Raw genomic sequence first — 23258 nt, 5'->3', positions numbered from 1 at the left:
GGCGCTGGCGCTCCGTCGGTTGAGGGGCCGCTACAGCGGCGGAAGGTCGTTGGCGATTGCGAGGCCGGCGGCGCGCTGGCGGGCGATGGCGCGCACCTCCTCCTCCGGGTCGTCGAGCAGGGGACCGAGCTGTCCGGCGTCGATCCGTCCGGCGATGGCGAGGCGGACCATCCAGTCGGTATCCTGCAGCAGCACATGCAGCTTCGAGGTCGGCAGCCGCTGCGCCACCACCAGACGCACCCGCGGGCTGTCGTCCCAGGCGAGACTGGGCAGCCAGTCCATGGAAAGGCGGCGGGCGACCTCCACCCGCACCTCCGGATCCTCGTCATGCATCATCGCCGGCAGCATGCCGTCGGGGATCCGCCGCACCACGCGCAGCCGCACCGAACAGTCGCGGTCGCGCATCAGCGGAGCGAGGTCGGCATCCTCCAGCCGGCTGGCGACGGCGATCCGCACCTCGCGGTCGGGGTCGTCGCGCAGCTTCAGCAGCAGCCGGCGCGGCAGCCGCCGGGCCAGGACGGAGCGCACCGTCTCGTCCGGGTCGTTCATCAGGCGGGGAAGCTGGAAGATCGGGGCGAAGCGCGCGGCGTTCGCCCGCACTTCGAAATAGGGATGGTCGAGATGGCCGGCCGACAGGTCCGGGTTCCATTCGAAGAAGCGCTGGATGCGCTTGGCATAGCGGTCCTGCACGCAGGCCTTCAGCGGCAGGCAGTGTCCGGTCAGCTTGCCGCCTGCGGGGATGGCGGCGGTCAGGACGGCGGTCTCAGGGTCGAGGCGGCGGTCGCGGTGGGGGCAGGCGGTGCAGTCCACCGGTTCGCCGCGCCAATCCAGGGAGTCGAGGATGTCGTCGCTCATGCGCCGGCCTCCTCAAGTTCATCCTCATGGCGGTCGGCGACGGCGATCAGGCGGGCGGCGCCGAAACGGTCGTCGGGGTCGAGCTGGCAGACCTTGCCCAGCGCCTCACGCCCGGCGTCGAGCCGACCGGTGCGCAGCAGCAGATAGCCGATGGCGACCAGGGCGAACAGGAACAGGCGGGGTGCCGGCTCCAGCCCGCGGAAATCGGCGGTGGCCGGGGTGACGGCGCGCCAGTCGGTGTGGTTGACGCCGAGCGCGGCCATGGCGTGGCCGATCATGCGCTCGCCATAGACCAGCGCCTGATCGAGATTGGCCTTGTAGAAGTGGAACTTGTAATGGCCGAGATCGACCAGGCGATGGCCGGGAGCGACCTCGGCCGCGCGGGCGAGATGGGCGAGCGCCGCCCCGCTGTCGGCATAGCTGGCGGCGGCCAGATGCAGGCAGCGTTCCGCCTCGGGCGGAAGATCCCCGCCGTAGTAGCGGCGGGCGAGCCAGTCCTCATCCACCTCGTCCAGCATGGCGCGGTGCTCCTGGTTCAAGCCTTCATCCGATATCCTCCCCCTCTCCCCGGGGGGAGAGGGTCGGGGTGAGGGGGATGCACAGCGAGGATTCTCGGTTGAGTGCCGCAACGCCTCCCCCTCACCCTAACCCTCTCCCCGGGGGGGAGAGGGGATACCGGAGGCACTTCACATCACGCCGGGACGCAGCAGTCGGCCGGGCAGACGGCGGCGCATTGCGGGCTGTCGAACTGGCCCTGGCATTCGGTGCATTTCGCCGGGTCGATGACGTAGGTGCCCTTCTTCAGGCTGATGGCGATGTTCGGGCACTCGGCCTCGCAGGCGCCGCAGACGGTGCATTCGGCGGACTTGATCTTGTAGGCCATGGCTCTCTCCTTCGGTGATGGGATGGCTGTGGAAGGGGGAAAAGGGAGGTGTCAGGCGCGGCGCGCGGTCAGCGCCCCGGTACGGATCACCGCGTCCTGGCCGGCGCGGGACTGGACGACGCCCTGGCCGAGCCGCTCGGCATAGTCCTTGAAATAGGCCAGCGCCGATTCCTCGATGTAGTCGAAGGCGAAGCGGTCGACCGGCTCGATCCCGGCGTCGGCCAGCGACTTGGACGGGCAGCCGCCGATCTTGGCGACGAACACCGCGGTACAGTCGTTGATGGCGGCCAGCACGCCGTCCAGCGTGTCGACGTCGCCGGAGCCGCCCTCGCAATACTGGTCGACGCGGCGGTGGCCGACGAACTTGGCGCCGCTCGGGCCGACCTCGTAGATCTGGAATTCCTTGGCGTGGCCGAAATGCTCGTTGATGCGCTCGCCGCCCTTGGTGGCGACGGCGATCAGGATCGGGTCGACGGCGGTGCCGACGCTGTCCCGCACATCGGCCTGGGCGGCGGCCTTGGAGGCATGGCGTCCGGCGCGTTCGGCCTCGACATGCTCGCGGTAGCTGCGGCGGGCCTCGTCGTCATAGTCGATGGCGCCCATCGCCTCGATCTTGTCGGCGGTGAACTCCTCGCCGCGGTCCTCGCCCAGCAGGCCGACCGCATCGGCGCGGCACTGGCGGCAGTGGCGCATCAGCTTGGCGCCGCCCTCGCAGGCGTCCTGCACCACCTTCAACTCCTGTGCGGTCGGCCCGCGCTGGCCGTTCAGGCCGAACCAGGTGCCGTGGGCGGGGTCGGAGATCAGCGGCATGATGTTGTGCAGGAAGGCGCCGCGGCTCTTCACCGCCTTGTTCACTTCCAGCAGGTGTTCGTCGTTGACCCCGGGGATCATGACCGAGTTCACCTTCACCAGGATGCCGCGCGAGGTCAGCATCTCCAGCCCCAGCATCTGCTGCTCGTGCAGGATCTTGGCGGCATCCAGCCCGGTCCAGCGCTTGTGCTTGTAGAAGATCCACGGATAGATCTGCGCGCCGACCTCCGGATCGACCATGTTGATCGTGATGGTGACATGGTCGATGTTGTATTGCGCGATGGTGTCCACATGGTCCGGCAGGGCCAGGCCGTTGGTGGACAGGCAAAGCTTCAGGTCCGGCGCCTTCTTCTGCAGCATTTCGAAGGTGGCGAAGGTGTTCTTGCCGTTCGCCGCCAGACTGTCGCCGGGGCCGGCGATGCCGATCACCGACAGCTGCGGGATTTCCTGGGCGACGGCGAGGATTTTCTTGATCGCCTGATCGGGGGTCAGCTTTTCGGAGACCACGCCCGGCCGGCTCTCGTTCGAGCAATCGTATTTGCGGTTGCAGTAGTTGCACTGGATGTTGCAGGCCGGGGCGACCGCGACATGCATGCGGGCGAAATAGTGGTGCGCCTCTTCCGAATAGCAGGGATGGTTCTTCACCTTCTCCCACACCGCCGGGTCCATGTCGGCCGGCCCGTCGGACGATCCGCAGGACGACGACGAACAGCCGGACGCCGCCTCGGGCGCTGCCGGCATCGTCGCGGGCGGGGCCAGTTCCCCGAGCCCGAAGATGCTGTCGAGCGAAACCACGTTGCTCATCATCCACTCCTTCCCTGCCGTGCCGGACGACACCGTTGGACGAAGTGGAGAAAAGCAAGTTCGGGGCCAGAGCGGAGAATGCAGGAATTACAAGGGATTGCCGGGATTTGTCGGCGTCGCGGACGCTGTCGTCATTGCGACAATGGCGGGTATGGCAAGGGGCTTTGTCGGGGTGCCGACAAACCGGTCAGGCCAGTTCGCCGCGGAAGGCGACGACATGGTCCTGGCTCTCGTCCAGCGCCTCCGCCCCGAAGCCGATCAGGCCGCTGCCGACCAGCTTGGTCGAATCGCGGCGCAGCACCACCGGCGGCGACCCGCCGCTGCGGATGTAGGTGCCGTTGGTGGAATGGTCGGTCAGCAGAAAGCTTTCGCGGGTGAAGTCGATCACCGCATGCTGGCGCGAGGTCTGGCGCGAGGCGATGCGCAGGCCGCTGCTGTCCTCCCGGCCGATGGTGACACGCGGCAGCCCCCGGCTCATCGTGATGTCCTGCCCGCGGTAGGAGAGGTGCAGCGTCACCATGCTGCGTCCGGCCTCCGGCACCAGGGAGAAGCCCAGCGTTGTGCTTTCGATGGCGTCGTCGGCCTCGTCGTCGGTCCGAATCTGGTGGACGCGGATCGGTGCGGCCTTGCCCTTCATCGCGACGTTGCTCAGCGGCTTGGTCCGGCCCCGCAGGTCCGGCGACAGGCCGTCGACCAGTGCCTGGGTCGCCAGGATCTCGCCCGGCCGGGCGATCTGCTGCACCCTTGCGGCCACGTTGCAGGCGTCGCCGTACAGGTCGCCCACCCCTTCGATCACCGTACCGAAATGGATGCCGACGCGCAGGCGCATCCCGTGCTGGTCCTGGATGCCCATCATCGCGCAGGCGGCGCGGGCGCTGTCGTCGCAGACCGGAAAGGCGGCGAGCAGCCCGTCGCCCAGGCTCTTGATGACGCCGCCGCGCTGCTCCTCCACCAGCCGGCGCAGATGGGTCAGCACCCGCTGCGTCAGCGCCGCGGCGGTGGCGTTGCCGATCCGCTCGTACAGCATCGTGCTGTCGGCGATGTCGACGAACAGCAGGGCAAGGGGCTTTTCAAGCGAAGGCAAGACGGAGATCCGTTGGAACGGGGAACGCGCCATCGAACCGAGGGCCCGTCAGGGTAGCACGAAATTGCGGCGAGGTGTGACGGAGAGGGAGCTTCGCCCGATTCCTAGAATCTCTTGATCTCGATGTTGTACTTGCGCAGCGCGTAGCTCACCTGCCGCGTCGTCATGCCCAGCAGGCGGGCGGCCTTGGCCTGGACCCAGCCCGTCCGTTCCATCGCCCAGACCAGGCGGTCGCGCAACGGACCCGACTCGGGCTCGTCCAGCGGCAGGTCGGGGCCGGCTGCCGCCGGCTGCGGAGCCGGCGCGGACGGGGTGGCAGGGGTGGATGCCGCCGGCTGGGGAGCGGGCAGGGGAACGATGGCCGAGGGCGGCAGCGGCTGGGAGGCGCCGCAGACCGGCATCGGCCCGGCTCCGCAGCCGGACGCGCAGGCTGGCCATTGTGAACCGTTGGGGGCGCCGTTCGGGGTGCCGTTGGCGGGGGCCGGTACGGCCGGCGGCATGGCGGTGCCGTTCATGGGGGCTGGCTGAGTGCGTCCCTGTGCCGGATTGCCGGCGGCAGGATTGGTGGCAGCCGGGTTGGTGGGGGTCCCGCTCATCGACGGCGCCAGCCCGCCGACGGCGGCACCCATGGTGCGGTACTGGAACAGCACCGACGAGTTGCAGAGATTCATGCTGCAGGACAGGTCGGGCACGCGGATGGTGCCGTTGCGGCACTGTGTCGCCGCACGCTCGATGCAGTTCTCCAGTTCGCGCACGTTGCCGGGCCAGGTGCAGCGGTTCAGCACCTCCAGCGCTTCGGCGGCGATGTCCAGGTTCAGGCCGTTGTCGCGGCCGAACTTGGCGACGAAATGCTTGGCAAGCGTGGCGATGTCGCCGCGGCGTTCGCGCAGCGGCGGCAGATGGATCGTCACCACGTTGATGCGGAAATACAAATCGGCGCGGAACTTGCCGTGGCCGACCGCCTCCTCCAGGTTCAGGTTGGTGGCGCAGATCAGCCGCACGTCGGTCTTGATCGTCTTCGACCCGCCGACCCGCTCGAACTCCTGCTCCTGCAGCACGCGCAGCAGCTTGGCCTGGAAGTTGGAGGAGATGTCGCCGATCTCGTCGAGGAACAGGGTGCCGCCCGACGCCAGCTCGAACCGGCCCTTGTGGTCCTTCTGCGCGCCGGTGAAGGAACCCTTCTCGTGGCCGAACAGCTCCGACTCCAGAAGCGATTCGGGCAATGCTGCGCAGTTGACGCGGATGAAGGGAGCGTCCTTGCGCGGCGACAGGTTGTGGATGGCCCGCGCGATCAGCTCCTTGCCGGTGCCGCTCTCGCCGCGGATCAGCACGGTCGACTTGAAGGGGGCAACCCGGTGCACCTGGGCCAGCACGTCGACCATGTTCGGGCTGGTGCAGACCACGTCGTTGACGGGGGCCACGACCGGCCGCAGCTCCTTCTGGACGCGGAAGGTCTCGCGCATCATGAAGCGCCGCTCCTCCGCCACCGTCCGATGCAGGCGCACGGTCTGGCCGATCAGGTTGGCGACCATGGTCAGGAAGCGGACGTCGGAGCCGAAATGGCCGCTGGGGCCGTCGTCGGAGATGCGGTCGATTGTCAGCACGCCGATGACGGTGCCGGCGGCCTTGATCGGCACGCCGACCAGTGAGGCGACCTGTTCGTCCAGATCGTCGCGTCCGCCGGAGCGGTTGTTGAACAGCGGCTCTTCCGCCAGGTTGGGCACCACCGCCGGCATGCCGGTCTTCAGGATGCGGCCGCTGATGCCCTCGCCCTGGTTGTAGTCTATCTCCTGCGCCGGCGCGCCCTTCGGCAGCCCCTGCGCGGCGACGAGCCGCAGAGCCCCGTCCTCGCCCTGGAGATAGACCCGGCCCCGGTGCATCTGCAGCTGATATGAGAGCGCGCGCAGCACCTCGCGCAGGGTCTGTTCCAGATCGAGCGACGATCCGAGGATCTTGCTGACCTCGTAGATCGTCAGCAGCTCCAGGCTGGAGGATGACGCGGACTGGGCAGCACTCGGCATGATCGATCCCCTTGCTCGGCAGGGGGCCCGGGCATGGGCCGGACGGATTGGTCCAGGCATCACAATGCATCGGGTCCCGGCGTCGGCGCCTTGATCCGTACCTCCCGAAAACCGCGGCGACCGTTGGTCCGGCCACGCCGTTCATGCCCTGTTTTGGAGCCCGCCGTCCGGGCCGGGGCTGGCCGCAACTCTGTTCGTACGCGGCCAGCCGGTGGAAAGTGTCCGTGACTGCTCGCCGAAAGGCAAGACCTTTTGCATAGATTCTGCTGCGTCGCACAATGACCTTAGCCATTGGTGGAAGGGCCGAATCATGTTAATAACTGACCGGTCAGTTATAAAAAGGGGCGAGCCATGCCCTCCCGCCAATCCGGTCCCAACTCCGATCCCGACCCTGTGCCGCCCGGCGACCCGCCGCGCTGGCGCCGCCGCAAGGAGGCCCGCCCGCAGGAGATCGTTGCCGCCGCGATGGATGTCTTCGCCGAACGCGGCTTCGCCGCCGCAAGGCTGGAGGAGGTGGCGGCCCGCGCCGGCGTGAGCAAGGGCACGCTCTATCTCTACTTTCCCAGCAAGGACGATCTGTTCAAGGCGGTGATCCGCGCCGCCATCCTGCCCAACCTGCAGCAGGCCGAAGCGCTGGTCGCCGCGGCAGGCGGACCGTGCTTCCCGGTGCTGGAGCGGTTGCTGCGCATGGTGGCGCGGCTGATCGCGACGACCCGCATGGCCGTCATCCCGCGGCTGGTGATCGCCGAGGCCGGCAATTTCCCGGAGCTTGCCGCCTTCTACCACCGCGAGGTGATCCGCCGCGGCTTCGGCGTGCTGGCCGCCCTGCTGCGGCGGGGAATCGACAGCGGCGAGTTCCGCCCGGTGGCCGTCGATCCTACGGTGCGCCTCATCGTGGCACCGCTGCTGATGAGCGCGGTGTGGCGGACCTCCTTCGACGGTGTCGACGGCGAGCCGCCGCTGGACGTGACGGCGCTGGTGGAGGTCCACATCGGCAATCTGCGCCGGGTGCTTCTGCAGGATTCAGGGGAGGGCGCGGCATGAGCGGCTTTCTCGGGACCATCCTGGACGGGCTGGCCGCGCTGGCCTTGGCGGTCGGCCTGCCTTTCGCCGCGGACGGGCCGCCACCGCTCGCCCATGGCTATGTGGAGGGGGAGTATCTGCGCATCGCCGCCCCCAGCGCCGGGATGCTGGAGAGCCTGTCGGTCGCCCGCGGCACCCGGGTGGCGGCTGGGGCACCGCTGTTCGCCATCGACCGGGCCACCGCGACGGCGGAGCGCGACCGGCTGGCCGCGGCGCTGGCCCAGGCGCGGGCGCAACGCGCCGACCTCGCCACCGGCAAACGGCCGCAGGAGGTGGCGGTGCTGGCCGCACAGAAGGCGCGGGCGGAGGCGGCTCTGCGCTATTCCACCGCAGAACTGGCCCGGCAGCGCGAACTGGTCGCCCGCAAGGTCTCCTCTCCCGACAAGCTCGATCAGGCCCTTGCCGCCTACGACCGCGACCGCGGCCAGTTGGCGGAGGCGGAGGCGCAGCTGGCGGTGGCGGCGCTGCCCGCCCGTCCGGACCAGTTGCGGGCCGCAGACGAGGCGGTGACCCAGGCGGAGGCTGCATTGGCCCAGGCGGAGCGCCGGCTCGCCGATCTGGCGCCCGTCGCGCCGGCGGCGGCCCTGGTGGAGGATACGCTCTACAATCCCGGCGAATGGGTGCCAGCCGGCTCCCCGGTGGTGTCGCTGCTGCCGCCGGAGCGGGTGAAGCTGGTGCTGTTCGTGCCGGAAACCGTTATGGCGGGTGTGGCGCCGGGGGAAACCCTGTCGGTGCGTTGCGACGGCTGCCCGCCCGGCCTGTCGGCGCGGGTGACGCGGGTCGCCTCCCAGGCCGAATACACGCCGCCGGTGATCTACAGCGTCGGCAGCCGCGAGAAACTGGTCTTCCGGGTGGAGGCGGTGCCGGACCGGCCGCTGAATCCCGGACTGCCGGTCGATGTCTGGCCGGCGGATGTCCAACCGGCGGGGGCAGGGCAGTGACGGAGGAAAGCATTTCCGCCGCCGGCACTCCCGCCATCGACGTGCGCGGGCTGGTCAAGCGATTCGGCAGCAAGACCGTGGTCGACGACGTGTCGATCCGGGTGGAGACCGGGGAGATCTATGGCTTCCTCGGCCCGAACGGGTCCGGCAAGACCACGACGATCCGCCTGCTGTGCGGCCTGCTGACCCCCGACGCGGGGGAGGGCACCTGCCTCGGCCTCGACATCCGGCGGCAGAGCGCGGCGATCAAGCGGCAGGTCGGCTACATGACCCAGAAGTTCAGCTTCTGGGAGGATCTGAGCATCGCCGAGAACCTGGACTTCGTCGCCCGGATGTACGGTCTGCCCGACCGCCGCCGCCGGGTGGATGAGGCGCTGGAGCGGCTGGGACTGTCCAACCGCCGCACGCAGTTGGCCGGGGAGCTGTCAGGCGGCTGGAAGCAGCGCCTGGCGCTGGCCGCCTGCATCCTGCACGAACCGAAGCTTCTGCTGCTGGACGAGCCGACGGCGGGCGTCGATCCCAAGGCGCGGCGGGAGTTCTGGGACGAGATCCACCGGCTGGCCGGGGAAGGGCTGACCGTTCTTGTCAGCACCCACTACATGGACGAGGCGGAACGCTGCCACCGCATCGCCTATATCGCCTATGGAACGCTGATGACCTCCGGCACGGTCGAGCAGGTCGTCGCCGAATCGGGACTGCACACCCGTCTGGTGGCCGGCAACGGTCTGCACCGCATCGCCGCGGCGCTGGAAGGACAGCCGGGGGTGGAGATGGTCGCGGTCTTCGGCAGCCGCCTGCATGTCAGCGGCACCGACGCCGCCGCGCTGGACCGGGCGCTCGCTCCCTGGAGAGGACCGCCGGGAGCCGGACAGCCGGCGCTGCGGATCACCGCGACGGAGCCGACGCTGGAAGACGTCTTCATCCATCTGATGAACCGCAGCACCGACAATTTCCGCTGACGCGCTTACTCGGTCTTGGCCGAGGTGACGCCGGTGTTCTTGTTCCACTTCAGCGTCAGCTTGGTGATCTGGCACAGGTTCAGCCCCTGCCACACCGCCGATTCGCCGTCGTCATAAACGACCTTCATGTCCCACTTGCAGGTCTTTTCGGCCTTGTCGAAGGAGACCTCGAAATATTCGCCGTCCTCCAGAACATCGCGGCCGAGGATGTCCTCGTCCCAGCTGTTGTTGTTGTTCTCCGAGACATAGATGTGCTTCAGCGCATAGCCGGTCTTGTTCACGATGGTGAAATCCTGCTGTCCGGCGAACGCCGCACCATTCAGCAGGAACAGCGATGACGCAACCAGCAGGGCCTTGGCGGCGACGTTCTTCAAGATGAGCTCCGTATGGGGAAATTAAGTTTGTGTCGAAATTTGGGCACTGAAATCGAGAAACGTCAACTGTCGAGTTAATCCGAAAATTCGTCATGACTCTGAAGCTTTATTTCTTTCTTTGGCAAGAAAACGCCGATGGTGACCGCACGACGGCGCAGCGCGGAGGAACGGCGATGGGGTGCCGGTTGCCGGTTGCAAGAGGCCAATGGTCGCAAGCGCTTGGCGCGTCGGGAACTTTGTCGCGGCGCACACAATGTGGTACATGATGGAAACCGGCATCCGAAGCCGGGCAAGATCATGACCAAGTTCTGGACCGCAGCCGGTCCCGCCGGGGCGGTCCCAATCCAGGGGAAGGAACAACGCATGTCGGGATTCAAGGACGCGCCGCCGGACGACCGCTCGGAGCTGACTCCGGAGCAGGAAAGCGCCATCCGCATCGTCGCCAACAACCTGCATCGCCTGAACGACGCCGTCGTGAAGGCGGTCGAGGCCGGCGTCACGGTGGAACTGATGCGCACCGCCCGCTACCACAACGAGGCCGGCAACTGGGGCGACCAGCTCACCCCGGTGATCCGCCCCGGCAAGTGACCGCTTCCGGCCGACCAGGCCGGTAGCTTTGCGAAAAGGCCCCATCCGTCCAGCGGATGGCGGCCTTTTTTCGTATGTCGACAAAATCTGCGCGCTGACGGAAGAGAGGGTGGCCGGCAGCGGCAGCAGCCACAAACTTGTTGGGCATTCCGCTATCGATGCGAGGCCCAGCCATGCTGTCACGCGACCCTGAACGGCGCGCAGCCGCAAGCCGTGAACCGACCGATTGCCGCGCCGCCGGTTCCGATGCCGAGTCTTCCGAACGGGCGCCGACGCCGGGTGAACTGAACGCGATGTGGAAGCTGAACCGTCTGGAGCAGCCGACCTTCGACGATCTGACCCGCGGCCTGTGCCTTGGTCTCGTCTGGTGCATGGCGATGTGGACGCCGATGTTCCTCAGCGCGCTTACGTGACTCCGTCGGGCCGCGCCGATCCGGCATCGGCCCGCACCAGCGATCTGATGCGGGCCGCCAACTGGTCTGGGCTGAAGGGCTTGGCCAGAACGGACGCGGTGTCGGCGCCCATGGTGGCCAGCGACTCCGGGCTGTAGCCGGACGCCAGCAGCACGCGCAGTTGCGGCCAGCGTTCGCGGATCTGGCGGGCAAGGTCGATGCCGGAGACGCCGCCCGGCATGACGACGTCCGACACCACCAGATCGAAATTCCGGTCGGTCTCCAGCAGCGCCAGGGCCGACACCCCGTCCTCAGCGGTCTCCACCGCGAATCCCTCCTGTGCCAGCCCCTCGACGGTCGCCATCAGCACCAGCGGATTGTCCTCCACCACCAGGATGCGCAGCTGGCGCAGGTCCGCCGCCACGGCCGCCGGGGCCGGTGGCGGTTCTGCCGGCCGCAGGTCGGTCAGCGGCAGGTCGATGCGGACGCAGGTGCCCTCGCCCGGCCGGCTGTCGATGGCGGCGACGCCGCCCGACTGGCGGGCGAAGCCGTAGACCATCGACAGCCCGAGCCCCGTCCCCTTGCCGACGCCCTTGGTGGTGAAGAAGGGATCGAAGGCGCGGGCCATCACCTCCGGCGGCATGCCGGCCCCGGTATCGGAAACCGCGATGCGGGCGGTGCGCGGCTCCGGCCCGGGGGATGCGGAGATGCGGATGCGGCCGCCGCCGGGCATGGCGTCGCGGGCGTTCAGCACGAGGTTCAGGACCGCCATTTCCAACTGCACCGGATCGACGGCGATCGGCATCGGCGACGGGGCGATGTCCCACTCCAGGGCGATGTCGGCGCGGACCGACCGCTCCAGCAGGTCGGCCATCCGGCGCAGGCTGTCACCCAGATCGACCACCGCCGGGTTGACGGCGTCCTGCCGCGAGAAGGACAGCAGTTGCCGGGTCAGCTTCTCCGCCCGGTCCAGCGCGGTTCGCGCCCCGGCCAGGAAACGCTGGCCTTCGTCCGGCAGATGGCGGGACATCAGATGAAGGTTGGCAAGCGCGGCGGTCAGCAGGTTGTTGAAGTCATGCGCCACACCGCCGGTCAACTGGCCCAGCGCCTCCATCTTCTGGCTCTGGCGCAGTGCTTCCTCCAGCCGTTCACGGTTGCGCACCTCGTCCGCCCAGCGCCGGACCGCGGCACTTTCGGAGGCGGCGCGGCTGTAGGCGAGCCAGGCGATCAGCGCCAGCGCCAATGTCGCCGGGGCGACGAAAGCGCCGTCCAGCGCCATGTTCCGCCACCAGGAGCGGGCGATCTGCGCCTCGTCCAGCCCATAGACGACATAGACCGGGAAATCGCCGACCCGTTTGTAGGCGAACACGCGCGACAGTCCCTGCACATGGCTGCGCCCGGTGCGGAAGATCCCCTCGTTCGGATGTCTGCCGATCTCGGCACGCAGGCCGCGGTCGGCGGGCAGGGTGGGCAGCGCCGCCGTTGGTCGTGACGGGTCCAGGGTGGGGTAGCGCATCAGGATCGCGCCGTCCTCGCGGACCAGCGAAATGGACTCTCCCTCGTCGCCGATGACCTGCCGGTAGAAGCTGGAGAAGTAGTCGGGATTGACGATGGCGGCGATCATCCCGTCGAAGCTGCCGTCCGGACCGCCGGGACCGCTGCGGCGCCGGCTGATGCCGAAGCTGGGCTTGCCGGTGGCGGGATCGGCGACCGGGCCGGCGATGAGCAGCCCGGAGTCCTGTTCCCGCTGTTCCCGGAAATCCGCCCGGTTGCCGACATAGGTCTTGCGCGAAGGGAAGACGAGGCTGGAATTGCGCACGACCCCATCCGGATCGGTCAGCCCGATGGCGCCGATCTGGTCCAGTTCGCCTTTCAGCGCCCGCAGATATTGGTGCAGCGACTCCGACTCGGCGATCTCGCGCCAGCTGCGGCCGTGGATGCGCTCGTCCACCCGGTCCAGCACCTGGGCCATGGTGTCGAACACCTTCAGCACATGCTCATGCAGGATCAGGGCGTTCTTGTGGCTGTTCCGTTCGGCTTCCTCCTGGGCCTCCCACCGCTCCCGCCAGCCGATGCCGGCGAACAGCACCAGCGGCAGGGCGACCGACACCGCCAGGAGGAGGCGCAGGAGGCGCAAGGATCCCCTGCGGTCGGTGCGACGGTCGAAGCTGCGAAAGGGCATCACCACCCATTGCCAAGGAAATGGACCGTGCCGGCCCGCGCCGGCAGAGCGAAGCCCGCCCCGGTCACCATGGCCCAAGCATCTGAGGCCGGGCAACTCAGACTTTACGGCAGGACGCCGCCGGAGGCGTCAGGGGTCGCAGGTGCAGGCGCGGGGAAAGCGGCCCTCGGTCCAGCGGCGGCGGCGGCGGACATCGCATCCATCCTCGGCCGGCCGCGGCAGCCCGCAGGATTCGCCGAGCCGGTCGCGAAGATCGTCGAGCAGCGCGTTGGTCAGGATGGCGATGCCGGCGAAGAATGGCTCCCGGCAGCGGGTGGCTACCCGGCTGCAGAAATCGGGAACCCAGCGCAGCGGATGACGGTCGAGAAAGCGGACGGCATCGATCATGCGGTCGCGGCCGAGCAACTCCGCCAGCATCACCAGTTCCGTGGCGACATGGTCGTCCGGCAGCCGGTCGAGCGGCGGCTGCCGCAATGCCGTCTCAAGGCCGATCCGCCAGCGTGCCAGGGAGGCGGCGGCATCGGCCCGCAACTCCTCGTCCAGCCAGGGGCCTTCGGTCGGGCAGGCGCGCAGCTCGCCTGTCCGGTGGATGGTGGCGAAATCGGCAGCCAGCGGGGCGAGGCTGCGGCGGGTGATCCGCGCCGGCAGGTCGCTCACCACCTCGTCGACCAGGGCGGCGGCCTGCAGGGCGTCGTCGCGGTCTAGAGCCAGGGGGCCGCGGGCGACCGGGGCGTTGCGCAGCATCTCCAGCAGGGCGGGCGTCGGCTCTTCGGCATGCAGGTGGGCGAGAAGGCGCAGGCCGTCGGCGACGGCAGCCGGATCCAGGCCGCCGGTCCCGGTGCCGGCCCCGGTACCGTCCGTGACGGAGACCCCGTCCTGGCGGGGCGGTGACAGGGTTTCCAGAACCATGCTCTGCACGCTGTTCCTCCCGGCAGTCGGGCCGGATCGGGCGAGAGTGCCGGGACCGGGCCGCATGGGAACGCTGCACGAATGGATTTCGTGTCTTATGGAAGTCTTGCGGTGCCGCCGCTTGCGGCCGGAACATCGTCCGAACGTTTGCGCGATCTGTTGCAAGTCTCTACTACCAGGGGGGCAAGCATTGGTCAATGTGGCCGATTGAACGGGGAAAGGCATAGACCGGCGGTTGCCTTGCGACACGATGTCCGGCCTTATCGCAGGAACCGAACCCAAGCAGGAGGTCCCGCCGCCATGCCGCTTCCCCCCATCGAACAGGCCGATGCCGCACCGGAGGTGCGCGCCGTCTACGACGACATCAAGGCGACGCGCGATGTTCCCGACGTCAACAATTTCTGGAAGATGATCGCCCACCACCCGCCGACCCTGGCGCGGACCTGGGACAGCCTGAAGGAGGTGATGGCCCCCGGCGCGCTGGACCCGCTGGTGAAGGAGATGATCTTCGTCGCGGTCAGCGTCACCAACAACTGCCAATACTGCATCCGCTCGCACGAGGCGGCGGCGCGCCGGCTGGGCATGACCGACGCGCAGTTCGGCGAACTGATGGCGGTGGTGGGCATGGCGAACGAGACCAACCGCCTCGCCGTCGGCTATCAGGTGGACCTGGACGAGCGGCTGAAATGATCCGGGTCAGGCGGCGCGCGGCAGCGCCCGTGCCGCCGCCCCGTCCAGACGGCGCTGCGGCATGCCGTTGATCAGGTCGCTGCGGACGATGAAATGGGCGATGCTGCGGCCGTCGCCCAACTCCTCGCTGGCGATGCGCTCCACCCGGACCTCGACGTCCCAACCGATGTTGGCCCAGGCGGTACGGATGCGGCGGGCCAGTTCGCGGGCGCCGCGCTCGCTGAAGCTGTCGAGCCGACCGGCCGACGGGCCGGGGTGGAAGCGGGGATAGGGCTGGGGCATGGCCAAGTCTCCTTGATCGGCTGCGGCCCGCCGGACTGCCCGGCGATGCGATGAGCAAGGAATAATCCATTTTGGACTTATTTTGCGACCGAAAGTCGATGCCGAAACGGTATGGGCGTCAGGGCTCCTGCAGGCCGACCACCGTGTGCAGGGTGTCGAGGTCCTCCAGCGCCACCGCGAACTCGCGGTCGGCAGGCCTGTATTCGCGCAGGACCACTGCGTCGGGGCTGCGGCGCACGAACTCCTTCACCAGCACCGCCTTGTTGCGCTTGACCACCACGACGCCGGCCCCAGGCGCCGGCGGCTTGTGCGGGTTGACGTGCAGAAGCTGGGCCGGACGGAAGCGCGGCATCATCGACTCGCCGACCACATACATGGCGTAGGGATCGCGGGCGTTCTTCAGGTAATCGGGCCGCGCGATCCAGTCGATGGGGCCATCCTCCAGGAACATTTCCTGATCGACCCCGCCGCGCGCCGCCGCCCGCACCGGCATCGAGGCGGCGGCCTGCGCCTGCGGAACCGGTGCCGTGCGGAGCAGCGGCGCAAGCGCCGGACGGGTGGGGCGGGGCGCCGCCGGGGGAGCCGCCGGCATATCGAGGCCGAGCAGGTGCGCCGGTTCCACCCCCAGCGGGCGGGCGAGCTTGACCGCCCAATCGACGGTCATCTTGCGCTGGCCGGTCTCCAGCTTGTTGATCTGGGGCTGGGAGGTGCCCGCCAGTTCGGCCAGCTTCTCCTGGCTCAGCCCGGCGGCCTGCCGCAGTTCACGCATTGTGGTCATGGGCCGTTCATACCAAAACGGCTTTGGAAAGTCCATAACTGCGGCATAAATCCAGTTGCGCGCAGAAGCCGGCTTGGTCTAAACCATTGCGGTATGACGCTCGACGACTGGCTCACCCGGACCGCAACCAAGGAAGAGGCCTTTGCCGCCCTGATCGGGACGAGCCAGGCCACGGTCAACCGCTACCGCCATGGTCGCCGCGTTCCCCGTCCTGCCGTGATGGCCCGCATCGCCGCTGCCACCGGTGGGCAGGTGACGGCGAACGATTTCCATGGGCTAGGGTCGGGGTGAAGGCAACAGCGCTTTGCCCCCCCCGACCCTCCCCCGCATTGCGGGAGAGGGAGTTAAGCGCAAGTGCGGGGGAGGGTTAGGGAGGGGGCTTATAGGCACGCAACAAAAAAGGCCCCTTCCCGACGGGAAAGGGCCTTTCCTGTGAAGCTGCGGCTGTTACGAGAACAGGCTCGACACCGACCGCTCCTCGCTGATGCGCATGATCGCTTCGGCGAGCAGGGGGGCGATGGTCAGCTGGCGGATGTTGCGCGACACGCGCACCGCTTCGGTCGCCTGGATGCTGTCGGTGGTGACCAGCTGCTCCAGCGGCGAGACGGCGACGCGGGCGACCGCACCGCCGGACAGGACGCCGTGGGTGCAGAAGGCGTGGACCGACTTGGCGCCGGCTTCCATCAGCGCGACGGCGGCGTTGCACAGCGTGCCGCCCGAGTCGACGATGTCGTCGATCAGGATGCAGCGGCGCCCGTTGGCGTCACCGATGATGTTCATCACCTCCGACACGCCGGCGCGCTCGCGCCGCTTGTCGATGATGGCCAGATCGGCATCCAGGCGCTTGGCCAGTGCGCGGGCGCGCACCACGCCGCCGACGTCCGGCGACACGATGGTGACCTCGCCGATGTTCTCGAAGGACTGGCGGATGTCCTTCTCGAAGACCGGGGCGGCCATCAGGTTGTCGGTGGGGATGTCGAAGAAGCCCTGGATCTGACCCGCATGCAGGTCCATCGTCAGCACGCGGTTGGCGCCGGCCTGGGTGATCAGGTTGGCGACCAGCTTGGCCGAGATCGGCGTGCGCGGGCCGGTCTTGCGATCCTGCCGGGCGTAGCCGTAGTAGGGGATGACCGCCGTGATGCGCCGGGCCGACCCGCGCCGGAGCGCATCGATCGTCACCAGCAGTTCCATCAGGTTGTCGTTGGCCGGAGCCGAGGTCGACTGGACGACGAACACGTCCTCGCCGCGCACGTTCTCCAGGATCTCGACGAACACCTCCATGTCGGAGAAACGGCGCACGCTCGCTTTCGTCAGCGGCACGCCGAGACAGGTGGAGATCGCCTCGGCCAGCGGACGGTTGCTGTTGCCGGCAAGCACCTTCATCGGGGTCGGCTCTCTTTGCAGGGAAACGGCTCAAGGCACGTTCGCCGCTTGCGCGCCGTCGCCCCTTGAAAACGGGGCGGACCATAACAAAGGGTCGGGCCCATGTAAACGTTCCATGACGGTCGGGTCTTTCCCCATTGGGGAATGCCGCCCTGCGCGGGCGGCATGACGATGGCCCCGGCGGTTGCCCGTTCGGGCCGGTTCAGGTCTGCAGGACGATGGCCGAAAGGCCGCGGCCGTAATCCGATTCGCCCCGAAGGCAGGACCGGCGGTAGCTGAAGAAGCGGTCCTCCTCCGCCACCGTGTCGTTGGGACAGCGCTGGATCACCGTGACGCCGGAATCGCCCAGCCGGCGCGTGATATAGGCGGCCAGATCGAACAGGAAATGGCCGGGCTTGCGGGCCGGGGCGAAATAGTCGCGGTTGCGCGGGTCCTCCTCCTCGAACGGGGCGGGGAACTCCGGCCCGACCTCGTAGGAGCGCTGGGCGATGCAGGGGCCGATGCAGGCGACGATCCGGTTCGGCTTGGCGCCCAGTTCCACCATGCGGGCGACGGTCGCCTCGACGACGCCGGCCTTGGCGCCCTTCCAGCCGGCATGGGCGGCGCCGATCACCCGCGCCTTGCTGTCGGCGAACAGTACGGGCGCGCAGTCGGCGGTCAGGATGCCCAGCGCGATCCCCGACTGGCGGGTGGCCATGGCGTCGGCCTTCGGCGCCGTCTCGGGCGTCCAGGGTTCCTCCACCACGACGCAGGTCGGGCTGTGGACCTGATGGCAGGTGATGAGGTTGCCGGGCTCCACCTCCATCCGCGCTGCGGCGCGGGCGCGGTTCTCATGCACGGCCGCAGCGGAGTCGTTTGACCCCAGCCCGCAGTTCAGCGAGGCGTAGAGTCCGGTGGACACCCCGCCGGTGCGGGTGAAAAAGGCGTGGCGGATGTGGGTGATGTCGTTCAGCGCGCCGAGTGTGATCACGAACGCCGTCCTTCCCTGTTCTTTGGCCTCCCGCATGCCCGACGGGGCAGGGGGCCGCTATGCACGGTCCGCCAGGATTGTGTTTGTGGCGGTTATCGTGCGGTGTCTCTAACCGGTTTCGTCGCTTATTGATCAGAAGCCGGCCGGCGGGTTGGCGTCGGCGAAGGCTCCGGGCGTGGCGAGCGCGACCAGCTTGAACAGCCTGCCCATTTGCGCCGGATCGATCAAGCGGTCCAGCGCGCCGCGGATGTCCTGCGCCTGGGCCGGGCTGGCCTTGTCCGACAGGGCGGAAGCCCGCTGGCGGATGCCCAGCCGGGTCAGCCATTCCCCCTGCTCCACCGGGCCGAAGGGTTGGGCGCCGCCGTCGCGCGCCGCCGCGGCGATGCCGGCGAAATCGACATGGGCCGTCAGGTCGGCCTCGCCCGGCGCCTCCAGCACGGGAGCATAGGCATGGCGGCGCATCGCCTGCAGCGTGTCGCCGACCGCCGGACCCTGGGCATAACCATAGTCGATCACCAGCGCGGCACCGGGCGCGGCGGCCAGTCGGGAGCCGATCAGCCGCGCCACCGCCTGCGATGCGGGGGAGACCTCGACCACGCTGCCGTCGGGCGCGTTGCGAATGGCATCAGGCACCAGCCGGCTGCCGGAGCTGCCGAAGGCCTCCAACACGAAGCGGAATCGCGGCTCGCCTTCCGTGCTGTCGGGGTCGATGTCGACCAGCCGTTCGAACCAGCCATGGTTGGTCTTCTGCACCTGACGGATCGGCAGGGCGTCGAAGAATTCGTTGGCGATCAGGATGGTCGGGCCGTCCGGCACATCCTCCAGCCGGTCGTGCCACTGGACCGAGTCGCCCAGGATCGGCTGCAGCGTCTGGCGCTGGCGGTCGCGCAAGGCCGGACTGGTCTCCACCAGATGGACGACGGCATTGTCGCGGAACAGCGGCAGCACCGCCGCCGCCCGCAGCACGTCGGCCATCAGCGTGCCGCGGCCGGGACCCAGCTCCACCAGATGGAAGGGGCCGGGGCCGCCCAGCCGCGCCCATGTGTCGACGCACCAGAGCCCGACCAACTCGCCGAACATCTGGCTGATTTCCGGCGCGGTGGTGAAATCGCCGCCGCTGCCGAACGGATCGCGCCGCATGTAGTAGCCGAAACGCGGATGGCCCAGCGCCTCCGCCATGAAGGTGCCGACGCTGATCGGCCCGTCCATCATGATCCGGCGGGCCAGCAGGCGGGCCAGACTGTCCGGGGCGGCGCTTTCGTCATCCGGCATGACGTCGGAACCGGCCATTTTGTCAGGCCGGGATGGCGTGGCGCCGGCCGCGGACGACCAGCCACAGCCCGATCGCCAGCATCGGCAGCGACAGCAGCTGTCCCATCGTGGCGCCGGCGAACAGGAAGCCCAGCTGCGGGTCGGGCTCGCGGAAGAACTCCACGGTGATGCGCGACAGGCCGTAGCCGATCAGGAACAGCCCGCCGACCGTGCCCGGCCGGTGGCGCAGCGCCGGGGTACGGATGGCGATCGCCAGCAGGATGAACAGCACCACGCCTTCCAGCGCCGCCTCATAGAGCTGGCTGGGATGGCGCGGCACCTGCAGCGGGTCGCGCGGGAACACCATGGCATAGGCGAAATCCGGAGCCGGCCGGCCATACAGCTCGCCGTTGATGAAGTTGGCGATGCGGCCGAAGAACAGCCCGATGGGCGCGCAGGCGGCGATGATGTCGCCGAAGACGAAGGGCGAGATGCCGCGGCGCCAGCAGAACAGCCCGATGGCCGTCAGCACGCCGATCATGCCGCCATGGAAGGACATGCCGCCATGCCAGACCTGAAGGGCGTCCAGCGGGTTTTCCATGTAGTAGGGCAGGTTGTAGAACAGCACATAGCCGATCCGCCCGCCCAGAATGGTGCCGATCACCGCCCAGGTCAGGAAGTCGTCGAACTCCTCCGGCTTCGGCCGCAGTTCCGGGTCGAGCCGCGCCAGCCCCATGCAGTAGCGCCAGCCCAGCACGAAGCCGGCCAGATAGGCCAGCGCGTACCAGCGGACGACGATCGGGCCGACGGCGATGGCGACCGGATCGATGGTGGGAAAGGCAACGACTGGCAGGGTGGCGAACATGGGGACTCCGGTCAGCGGTACGGGTCGGGCTGCGACAGGAAATCCTGCACATAGCGCCGGACACCCTCTTCCAGCTCGGTGAAGGGCTGGTCGAACCCGGCGGCGCGCAGGCGATCCGTCGTCGCCTGCGTGAAATATTGGTATTTGCCGCGCAGATGCTCAGGCATGTCGAAGTACTCAATCCGGGGAGGCAGCCCCAGGGCGGCGAAGGTCGCCAGCGCGAGGTCCTTGAAGCTGCGCGCCTTGCCGGTGCCGACGTTGAACAGGCCGCTGACCTCCGGATGGTCGTACAGCCACAGCATCACCGCGACGCAGTCGTCGACATGGATGAAGTCGCGCAGCTGGCCGCCATCCTCGAAACCATCCTTGTGCGACTTGAACAGGCGCGCCGGATTGCCGGCCGTCAGCTGCGGATGCAGTTTGGCGACCACGCTCATCATGTCGCCCTTGTGGGCTTCGTTGGGGCCGTAGACGTTGAAGAACTTCAGCCCGGCCCATTGCGGCGGCACAAGATCGCCGCCGGCGACGGCGCGGGCGATGCGGCGGTCGACCAGAAGCTTGGACCAGCCATAGGCGTTCAGCGGCCGCAGCCGCGCCAGCCCGTCGCAGGAGCCGTCATCGTCGAATCCGGCGGAGCCGTCGCCATAGGTGGCGGCGGAGGAAGCGTAGATCAGCCGGCAGCCGCGCCACGAACACCAGCGCCACAGGTCCAGCGTCAGGGCCACATTGTTGGCGACGATCTTGTCGACGTCCCGCTCGGTGGTGGCGGAGATGGCGCCGAGATGGAAGACGGTGTCGATCTCGGCGGCATGCTGGTCGAGGAAGGCCAGCGTCTGCTCCGGCGGCACCAGCGCCGCGACCTCGCGCTTGGCGAGGTTCTGCCATTTCTCGCCGTCGCGGAAGCGGTCGACGACCGCCACGTCGGTGATGCCGCGCGCAGCCAATGCCGCGACAAGGTTGGACCCGATGAAGCCGGCCCCGCCGGTGACCACGATCATAGCGCTGTCCGCTGTTGCTCGACGCGTTTCGTGGGGACTTATAGGCGGGTGGGGCGGTGGGGGCAAGGTTGGGGGCGTGCAGGCTGGCGATGCCCCCACCTCAATCCTCCCCCGCTGGGCGGGGGAGGAGGCAAGTGCTGAAACGGGAGAGTGGCGGCAGTCCCTCCCCCGCCCAGCGGGGGAGGCTAGGTGGGGGTATCGAAGCCAGAACCTTACCGCGCCGCCCGGTTGGCCGCGCTCACCAGCGCCCGCAGCGAGGCGGTTACGATATCCGCGTCGATGCCGACGCCGAACAGCGTCCTGTCGCCGGTCTTCACCTCGACATAGGCGCAGGCCTGGGCATCCTCGCCGGAGCCGATGGCGTGCTCGCGGTAGTCGACGACGTGCAGATCGGTGCCGCAGCCCTGGCGCAGGGCGTCCAGGAAGGCGTCGATCGGGCCGTTGCCCTTGCCCTTGGTGGTGATGATCTCGCCGTGGCGGCGCATCACCACGCTCATGGCGCGGGCGCCGGAGTTCGGACCGCGCGGCTCGGTCGAATGCTCGACCAGTTCCAGCGGGCTGTCGGCGTCCAGATACTCGGCCTTGAAGGCGGCATGGATGTCGGCGGGCGACAGCTCCTTGCCGGTCTCGTCGGCGACGCGCTGCACCACCTTGGAGAACTCGATCTGCAGGCGGCGCGGGATCTGCAGGCCGTAATCCTTCTCCAGCACATAGGCGATGCCGCCCTTGCCGGACTGGCTGTTGATGCGGATCACCGCCTCATAGCTGCGGCCCAGATCCTGCGGGTCGATGGGCAGGTACGGGACCTCCCACTTGCCGGTGTTGGACTTGGTCAGCGCCTTCAGACCCTTGTTGATGGCGTCCTGGTGCGAGCCCGAGAAGGCGGTGAACACCAGTTCGCCGGCATAGGGGTGGCGCGGATGGACCGGCAACTGCGTGCAGTATTCGGAAATGCGGACGATCTCGTTGATGTCGTCGATGTTCAGTTCCGGATCGACGCCCTGGGTGAACATGTTCAGCGCCAGCGTGACGACGTCGACGTTGCCGGTGCGCTCGCCGTTGCCGAACAGGGTGCCTTCGACGCGGTCGGCACCGGCCAGCAGCCCCATCTCCGCCGCAGCGACGCCGGTGCCGCGGTCGTTGTGCGGGTGCAGCGAGATGATCGCCGATTCGCGGTTCTTCAGGGTGCGGCAGAACCACTCGATCTGGTCGGCATGCACGTTCGGCATCGACATCTCGACCGTGGCCGGCAGGTTCAGGATGACCTTGTTGGTGGGCGACGCTCCCCAGGTCTCCATCACCGCCTCGCAGATCTCGACCGCGAAATCCAGCTCGGTGCCGGTGAAGCTTTCCGGCGAGTATTGCAGGACGATTTCGGTCTCCGGCGTCTCGGCGGCCAACTGCTTGATCAGCTTGGTGCCGGCGACGGCGATGTCGATGATGCCCTGGCGGTCCAGCCCGAACACCACGCGGCGCTGCAGCTCCGAGGTGGAGTTGTACAGGTGGACGACGGCGCGCTTGGCGCCCTTGATGCCGTCGAAGGTGCGACGGATCAACTCCTCGCGCGATTGGGTCAGCACCTGGATGGTGACGCCGTCGGGGATCTTGCCCTGCTCGATCACCTCGCGGCAGAAATCGAAATCGGTCTGCGAGGCGGCGGGGAAGCCGACCTCGATCTCCTTGAAGCCCATGCGCAGCAGCAGGTCGTACATCGCGCGCTTGCGGTCCGGCCCCATCGGCTCGATCAGCGCCTGGTTGCCGTCGCGCAGGTCGACGGAGCACCAGATCGGCGCCTTGTCCAGGGTGCGAGACGGCCATTGGCGGTCGGTCAGCTTCACCTGGGGGAAGGGGGCGTATTTGGACGGAGACTTCGGCAGGGTCGGGATGTTGGTCGCGGTGCTCATGACGTCGTTCGGCTCCAGTGGCGGCTCCGCCGCTCCAGGTCTTCTGTGCGGCCGGGAGGGGCGGATCGGAATTTGAAAGGCGGAGGGACCGGCGAGGGGTACGGCCGCGGAGCCGCCGGAAGTGGCTCAGCGACCGTCGGTAAGTCGCAGTCCCGGCCCCTGCCGGGCGACGCCGGTGCCGGCGCCTTTGCAAACATCGCTCATGGAACAGACACTTCGACCGATGGAAACGGGATGAGAACGCGACAAACC

At 68.3% G+C, this 23258-nt stretch carries 24 protein-coding genes; 7 read left to right on the top strand and 17 right to left on the bottom strand.

Annotated elements, in window-relative coordinates; translation table 11 throughout:
* Nucleotides 1-30 precede the first annotated feature (30 nt).
* The 6 genes from PWS46_RS09990 to nifA all read right to left on the bottom strand — a co-directional run bounded on the left by PWS46_RS09990 (nt 31) and on the right by nifA (nt 6457).
* Entirely contained in the window at nt 31-855 is an 825-nt protein-coding gene (locus PWS46_RS09990; RefSeq protein WP_434614439.1) for a 4Fe4S-binding leucine-rich repeat protein, read from the bottom strand.
* Entirely contained in the window at nt 852-1394 is a 543-nt protein-coding gene (locus PWS46_RS09985; RefSeq protein ID WP_434614436.1) for a hypothetical protein, read from the bottom strand. The genes PWS46_RS09990 and PWS46_RS09985 overlap by 4 nt, the downstream gene beginning before the upstream one ends.
* 152 nt (nt 1395-1546) lie before the next feature.
* On the bottom strand, nt 1547-1738 hold the full coding sequence (locus PWS46_RS09980) for a 4Fe-4S dicluster domain-containing protein (protein ID WP_014248512.1): 192 nt from the start codon (nt 1736-1738) through the stop codon (nt 1547-1549).
* A gap of 51 nt (nt 1739-1789) precedes the next feature.
* Nucleotides 1790-3355, bottom strand: a complete 1566-nt coding sequence (gene nifB / locus PWS46_RS09975; protein ID WP_434614433.1) for a nitrogenase cofactor biosynthesis protein NifB — start codon at nt 3353-3355, stop codon at nt 1790-1792.
* Nucleotides 3356-3539: 184 nt separating this feature from the next.
* The gene (locus PWS46_RS09970) at nt 3540-4436 is read right to left on the bottom strand and encodes an adenylate/guanylate cyclase domain-containing protein (RefSeq protein ID WP_434614430.1); all 897 of its coding nucleotides are present in this window, start codon (nt 4434-4436) and stop codon (nt 3540-3542) included.
* Between the two features lie 104 nt (nt 4437-4540).
* A complete protein-coding gene (gene nifA / locus PWS46_RS09965) occupies nt 4541-6457 on the bottom strand; it encodes a nif-specific transcriptional activator NifA (RefSeq protein ID WP_434614427.1) in 1917 nt (638 codons plus the stop codon).
* A 351-nt stretch (nt 6458-6808) separates the two neighbouring features.
* Here nifA and PWS46_RS09960 point away from each other — a divergent pair, with 351 nt between their 5' ends.
* The 3 genes from PWS46_RS09960 to PWS46_RS09950 are packed head-to-tail and all read left to right on the top strand — an operon-like array spanning nt 6809 to nt 9440.
* The gene (locus PWS46_RS09960) at nt 6809-7501 is read left to right on the top strand and encodes a TetR/AcrR family transcriptional regulator (RefSeq protein WP_434614424.1); all 693 of its coding nucleotides are present in this window, start codon (nt 6809-6811) and stop codon (nt 7499-7501) included.
* Complete coding sequence (locus PWS46_RS09955) at nt 7498-8481, top strand: HlyD family secretion protein (protein WP_434614422.1); 984 nt, start codon at nt 7498-7500, stop codon at nt 8479-8481. Before PWS46_RS09960 ends, PWS46_RS09955 begins: the two co-directional genes overlap by 4 nt.
* The gene (locus PWS46_RS09950) at nt 8478-9440 is read left to right on the top strand and encodes an ABC transporter ATP-binding protein (protein ID WP_434614419.1); all 963 of its coding nucleotides are present in this window, start codon (nt 8478-8480) and stop codon (nt 9438-9440) included. The genes PWS46_RS09955 and PWS46_RS09950 overlap by 4 nt, the downstream gene beginning before the upstream one ends.
* 5 nt (nt 9441-9445) lie before the next feature.
* Here PWS46_RS09950 and PWS46_RS09945 read toward each other — a convergent pair whose 3' ends face one another.
* Entirely contained in the window at nt 9446-9814 is a 369-nt protein-coding gene (locus PWS46_RS09945; RefSeq protein ID WP_434614416.1) for a hypothetical protein, read from the bottom strand.
* A gap of 363 nt (nt 9815-10177) precedes the next feature.
* Here PWS46_RS09945 and PWS46_RS09940 point away from each other — a divergent pair, with 363 nt between their 5' ends.
* Complete coding sequence (locus PWS46_RS09940) at nt 10178-10402, top strand: SMc00767 family acetate metabolism repressor (RefSeq protein ID WP_085090721.1); 225 nt, start codon at nt 10178-10180, stop codon at nt 10400-10402.
* Nucleotides 10403-10575: 173 nt separating this feature from the next.
* Nucleotides 10576-10815 carry a hypothetical protein gene (locus PWS46_RS09935; protein ID WP_434614412.1) on the top strand — a complete coding sequence of 80 codons (240 nt, stop codon included), beginning with the start codon at nt 10576-10578 and terminating at the stop codon, nt 10813-10815.
* Here the strand turns inward: PWS46_RS09935 and PWS46_RS09930 are convergent.
* Together PWS46_RS09930 and PWS46_RS09925 are read right to left on the bottom strand one after the other, a co-directional pair.
* A complete protein-coding gene (locus PWS46_RS09930) occupies nt 10808-12931 on the bottom strand; it encodes an ATP-binding protein (RefSeq protein ID WP_434614409.1) in 2124 nt (707 codons plus the stop codon). The genes PWS46_RS09935 and PWS46_RS09930 overlap by 8 nt on opposite strands.
* A 174-nt stretch (nt 12932-13105) precedes the next feature.
* Nucleotides 13106-13885, bottom strand: coding sequence for a TorD/DmsD family molecular chaperone (locus PWS46_RS09925; protein WP_434619967.1), 780 nt, complete (start codon nt 13883-13885; stop codon nt 13106-13108).
* Between the two features lie 300 nt (nt 13886-14185).
* Between PWS46_RS09925 and PWS46_RS09920 the strand changes: the two genes are divergently transcribed.
* A complete protein-coding gene (locus PWS46_RS09920; protein WP_434614406.1) occupies nt 14186-14575 on the top strand; it encodes a carboxymuconolactone decarboxylase family protein in 390 nt (129 codons plus the stop codon).
* 6 nt (nt 14576-14581) lie between these two features.
* On the opposite strand, the gene PWS46_RS09915 is transcribed toward PWS46_RS09920, so the two are convergent.
* On the bottom strand, nt 14582-14857 hold the full coding sequence (locus tag PWS46_RS09915; RefSeq protein WP_434614403.1) for a hypothetical protein: 276 nt from the start codon (nt 14855-14857) through the stop codon (nt 14582-14584).
* 118 nt (nt 14858-14975) lie between these two features.
* Entirely contained in the window at nt 14976-15635 is a 660-nt protein-coding gene (locus PWS46_RS09910; protein ID WP_434614400.1) for an XRE family transcriptional regulator, read from the bottom strand.
* Between the two features lie 93 nt (nt 15636-15728).
* On the opposite strand from PWS46_RS09910, the gene PWS46_RS09905 reads away from it, so the two are divergent.
* Entirely contained in the window at nt 15729-15926 is a 198-nt protein-coding gene (locus tag PWS46_RS09905) for a helix-turn-helix domain-containing protein (protein WP_434614397.1), read from the top strand.
* A 156-nt stretch (nt 15927-16082) separates the two neighbouring features.
* Here the strand turns inward: PWS46_RS09905 and PWS46_RS09900 are convergent, their stop codons facing one another.
* From PWS46_RS09900 to leuA, 6 genes are all read right to left on the bottom strand, one after another.
* The gene (locus PWS46_RS09900) at nt 16083-17018 is read right to left on the bottom strand and encodes a ribose-phosphate pyrophosphokinase (protein ID WP_085090015.1); all 936 of its coding nucleotides are present in this window, start codon (nt 17016-17018) and stop codon (nt 16083-16085) included.
* A gap of 202 nt (nt 17019-17220) precedes the next feature.
* Nucleotides 17221-17988 (bottom strand): peptidoglycan editing factor PgeF, encoded by a 768-nt coding sequence (gene pgeF, locus PWS46_RS09895; RefSeq protein ID WP_434614393.1) that lies wholly within the window; start codon nt 17986-17988, stop codon nt 17221-17223.
* A gap of 132 nt (nt 17989-18120) precedes the next feature.
* Nucleotides 18121-19260, bottom strand: a complete 1140-nt coding sequence (locus tag PWS46_RS09890) for a class I SAM-dependent methyltransferase (RefSeq protein ID WP_434614390.1) — start codon at nt 19258-19260, stop codon at nt 18121-18123.
* A 22-nt stretch (nt 19261-19282) separates the two neighbouring features.
* Nucleotides 19283-20104, bottom strand: coding sequence for a prolipoprotein diacylglyceryl transferase (lgt, locus tag PWS46_RS09885; RefSeq protein ID WP_434614387.1), 822 nt, complete (start codon nt 20102-20104; stop codon nt 19283-19285).
* An 11-nt stretch (nt 20105-20115) separates the two neighbouring features.
* On the bottom strand, nt 20116-21102 hold the full coding sequence (gene rfaD / locus PWS46_RS09880; RefSeq protein WP_434614384.1) for an ADP-glyceromanno-heptose 6-epimerase: 987 nt from the start codon (nt 21100-21102) through the stop codon (nt 20116-20118).
* Between the two features lie 212 nt (nt 21103-21314).
* A complete protein-coding gene (gene leuA / locus PWS46_RS09875) occupies nt 21315-23006 on the bottom strand; it encodes a 2-isopropylmalate synthase (protein ID WP_434614381.1) in 1692 nt (563 codons plus the stop codon).
* Nucleotides 23007-23258: the final 252 nt, after the last annotated feature.

The sequence above is a fragment of the Azospirillum sp. B2RO_4 genome, assembly GCF_051124815.1.
Taxonomy (GTDB): domain Bacteria; phylum Pseudomonadota; class Alphaproteobacteria; order Azospirillales; family Azospirillaceae; genus Azospirillum.
This window is presented reverse-complemented; position numbering and strand designations above follow the sequence as displayed.

Coding starts and splice junctions, on each gene's coding strand:
- PWS46_RS09990 (WP_434614439.1), bottom strand. CDS start 855: ATGAGCGACGACATCCTCGACTCCCTGGATTGGCGCGGCGAACCGGTG.
- PWS46_RS09980 (WP_014248512.1), bottom strand. CDS start 1,738: ATGGCCTACAAGATCAAGTCCGCCGAATGCACCGTCTGCGGCGCCTGC.
- nifB (WP_434614433.1), bottom strand. CDS start 3,355: ATGATGAGCAACGTGGTTTCGCTCGACAGCATCTTCGGGCTCGGGGAA.
- nifA (WP_434614427.1), bottom strand. CDS start 6,457: ATGCCGAGTGCTGCCCAGTCCGCGTCATCCTCCAGCCTGGAGCTGCTG.
- PWS46_RS09960 (WP_434614424.1), top strand. CDS start 6,809: ATGCCCTCCCGCCAATCCGGTCCCAACTCCGATCCCGACCCTGTGCCG.
- PWS46_RS09955 (WP_434614422.1), top strand. CDS start 7,498: ATGAGCGGCTTTCTCGGGACCATCCTGGACGGGCTGGCCGCGCTGGCC.
- PWS46_RS09940 (WP_085090721.1), top strand. CDS start 10,178: ATGTCGGGATTCAAGGACGCGCCGCCGGACGACCGCTCGGAGCTGACT.
- PWS46_RS09935 (WP_434614412.1), top strand. CDS start 10,576: ATGCTGTCACGCGACCCTGAACGGCGCGCAGCCGCAAGCCGTGAACCG.
- PWS46_RS09925 (WP_434619967.1), bottom strand. CDS start 13,885: ATGGTTCTGGAAACCCTGTCACCGCCCCGCCAGGACGGGGTCTCCGTC.
- PWS46_RS09920 (WP_434614406.1), top strand. CDS start 14,186: ATGCCGCTTCCCCCCATCGAACAGGCCGATGCCGCACCGGAGGTGCGC.
- PWS46_RS09915 (WP_434614403.1), bottom strand. CDS start 14,857: ATGCCCCAGCCCTATCCCCGCTTCCACCCCGGCCCGTCGGCCGGTCGG.
- PWS46_RS09910 (WP_434614400.1), bottom strand. CDS start 15,635: ATGACCACAATGCGTGAACTGCGGCAGGCCGCCGGGCTGAGCCAGGAG.
- PWS46_RS09905 (WP_434614397.1), top strand. CDS start 15,729: ATGACGCTCGACGACTGGCTCACCCGGACCGCAACCAAGGAAGAGGCC.
- PWS46_RS09900 (WP_085090015.1), bottom strand. CDS start 17,018: ATGAAGGTGCTTGCCGGCAACAGCAACCGTCCGCTGGCCGAGGCGATC.
- PWS46_RS09890 (WP_434614390.1), bottom strand. CDS start 19,260: ATGCCGGATGACGAAAGCGCCGCCCCGGACAGTCTGGCCCGCCTGCTG.
- lgt (WP_434614387.1), bottom strand. CDS start 20,104: ATGTTCGCCACCCTGCCAGTCGTTGCCTTTCCCACCATCGATCCGGTC.
- rfaD (WP_434614384.1), bottom strand. CDS start 21,102: ATGATCGTGGTCACCGGCGGGGCCGGCTTCATCGGGTCCAACCTTGTC.
- leuA (WP_434614381.1), bottom strand. CDS start 23,006: ATGAGCACCGCGACCAACATCCCGACCCTGCCGAAGTCTCCGTCCAAA.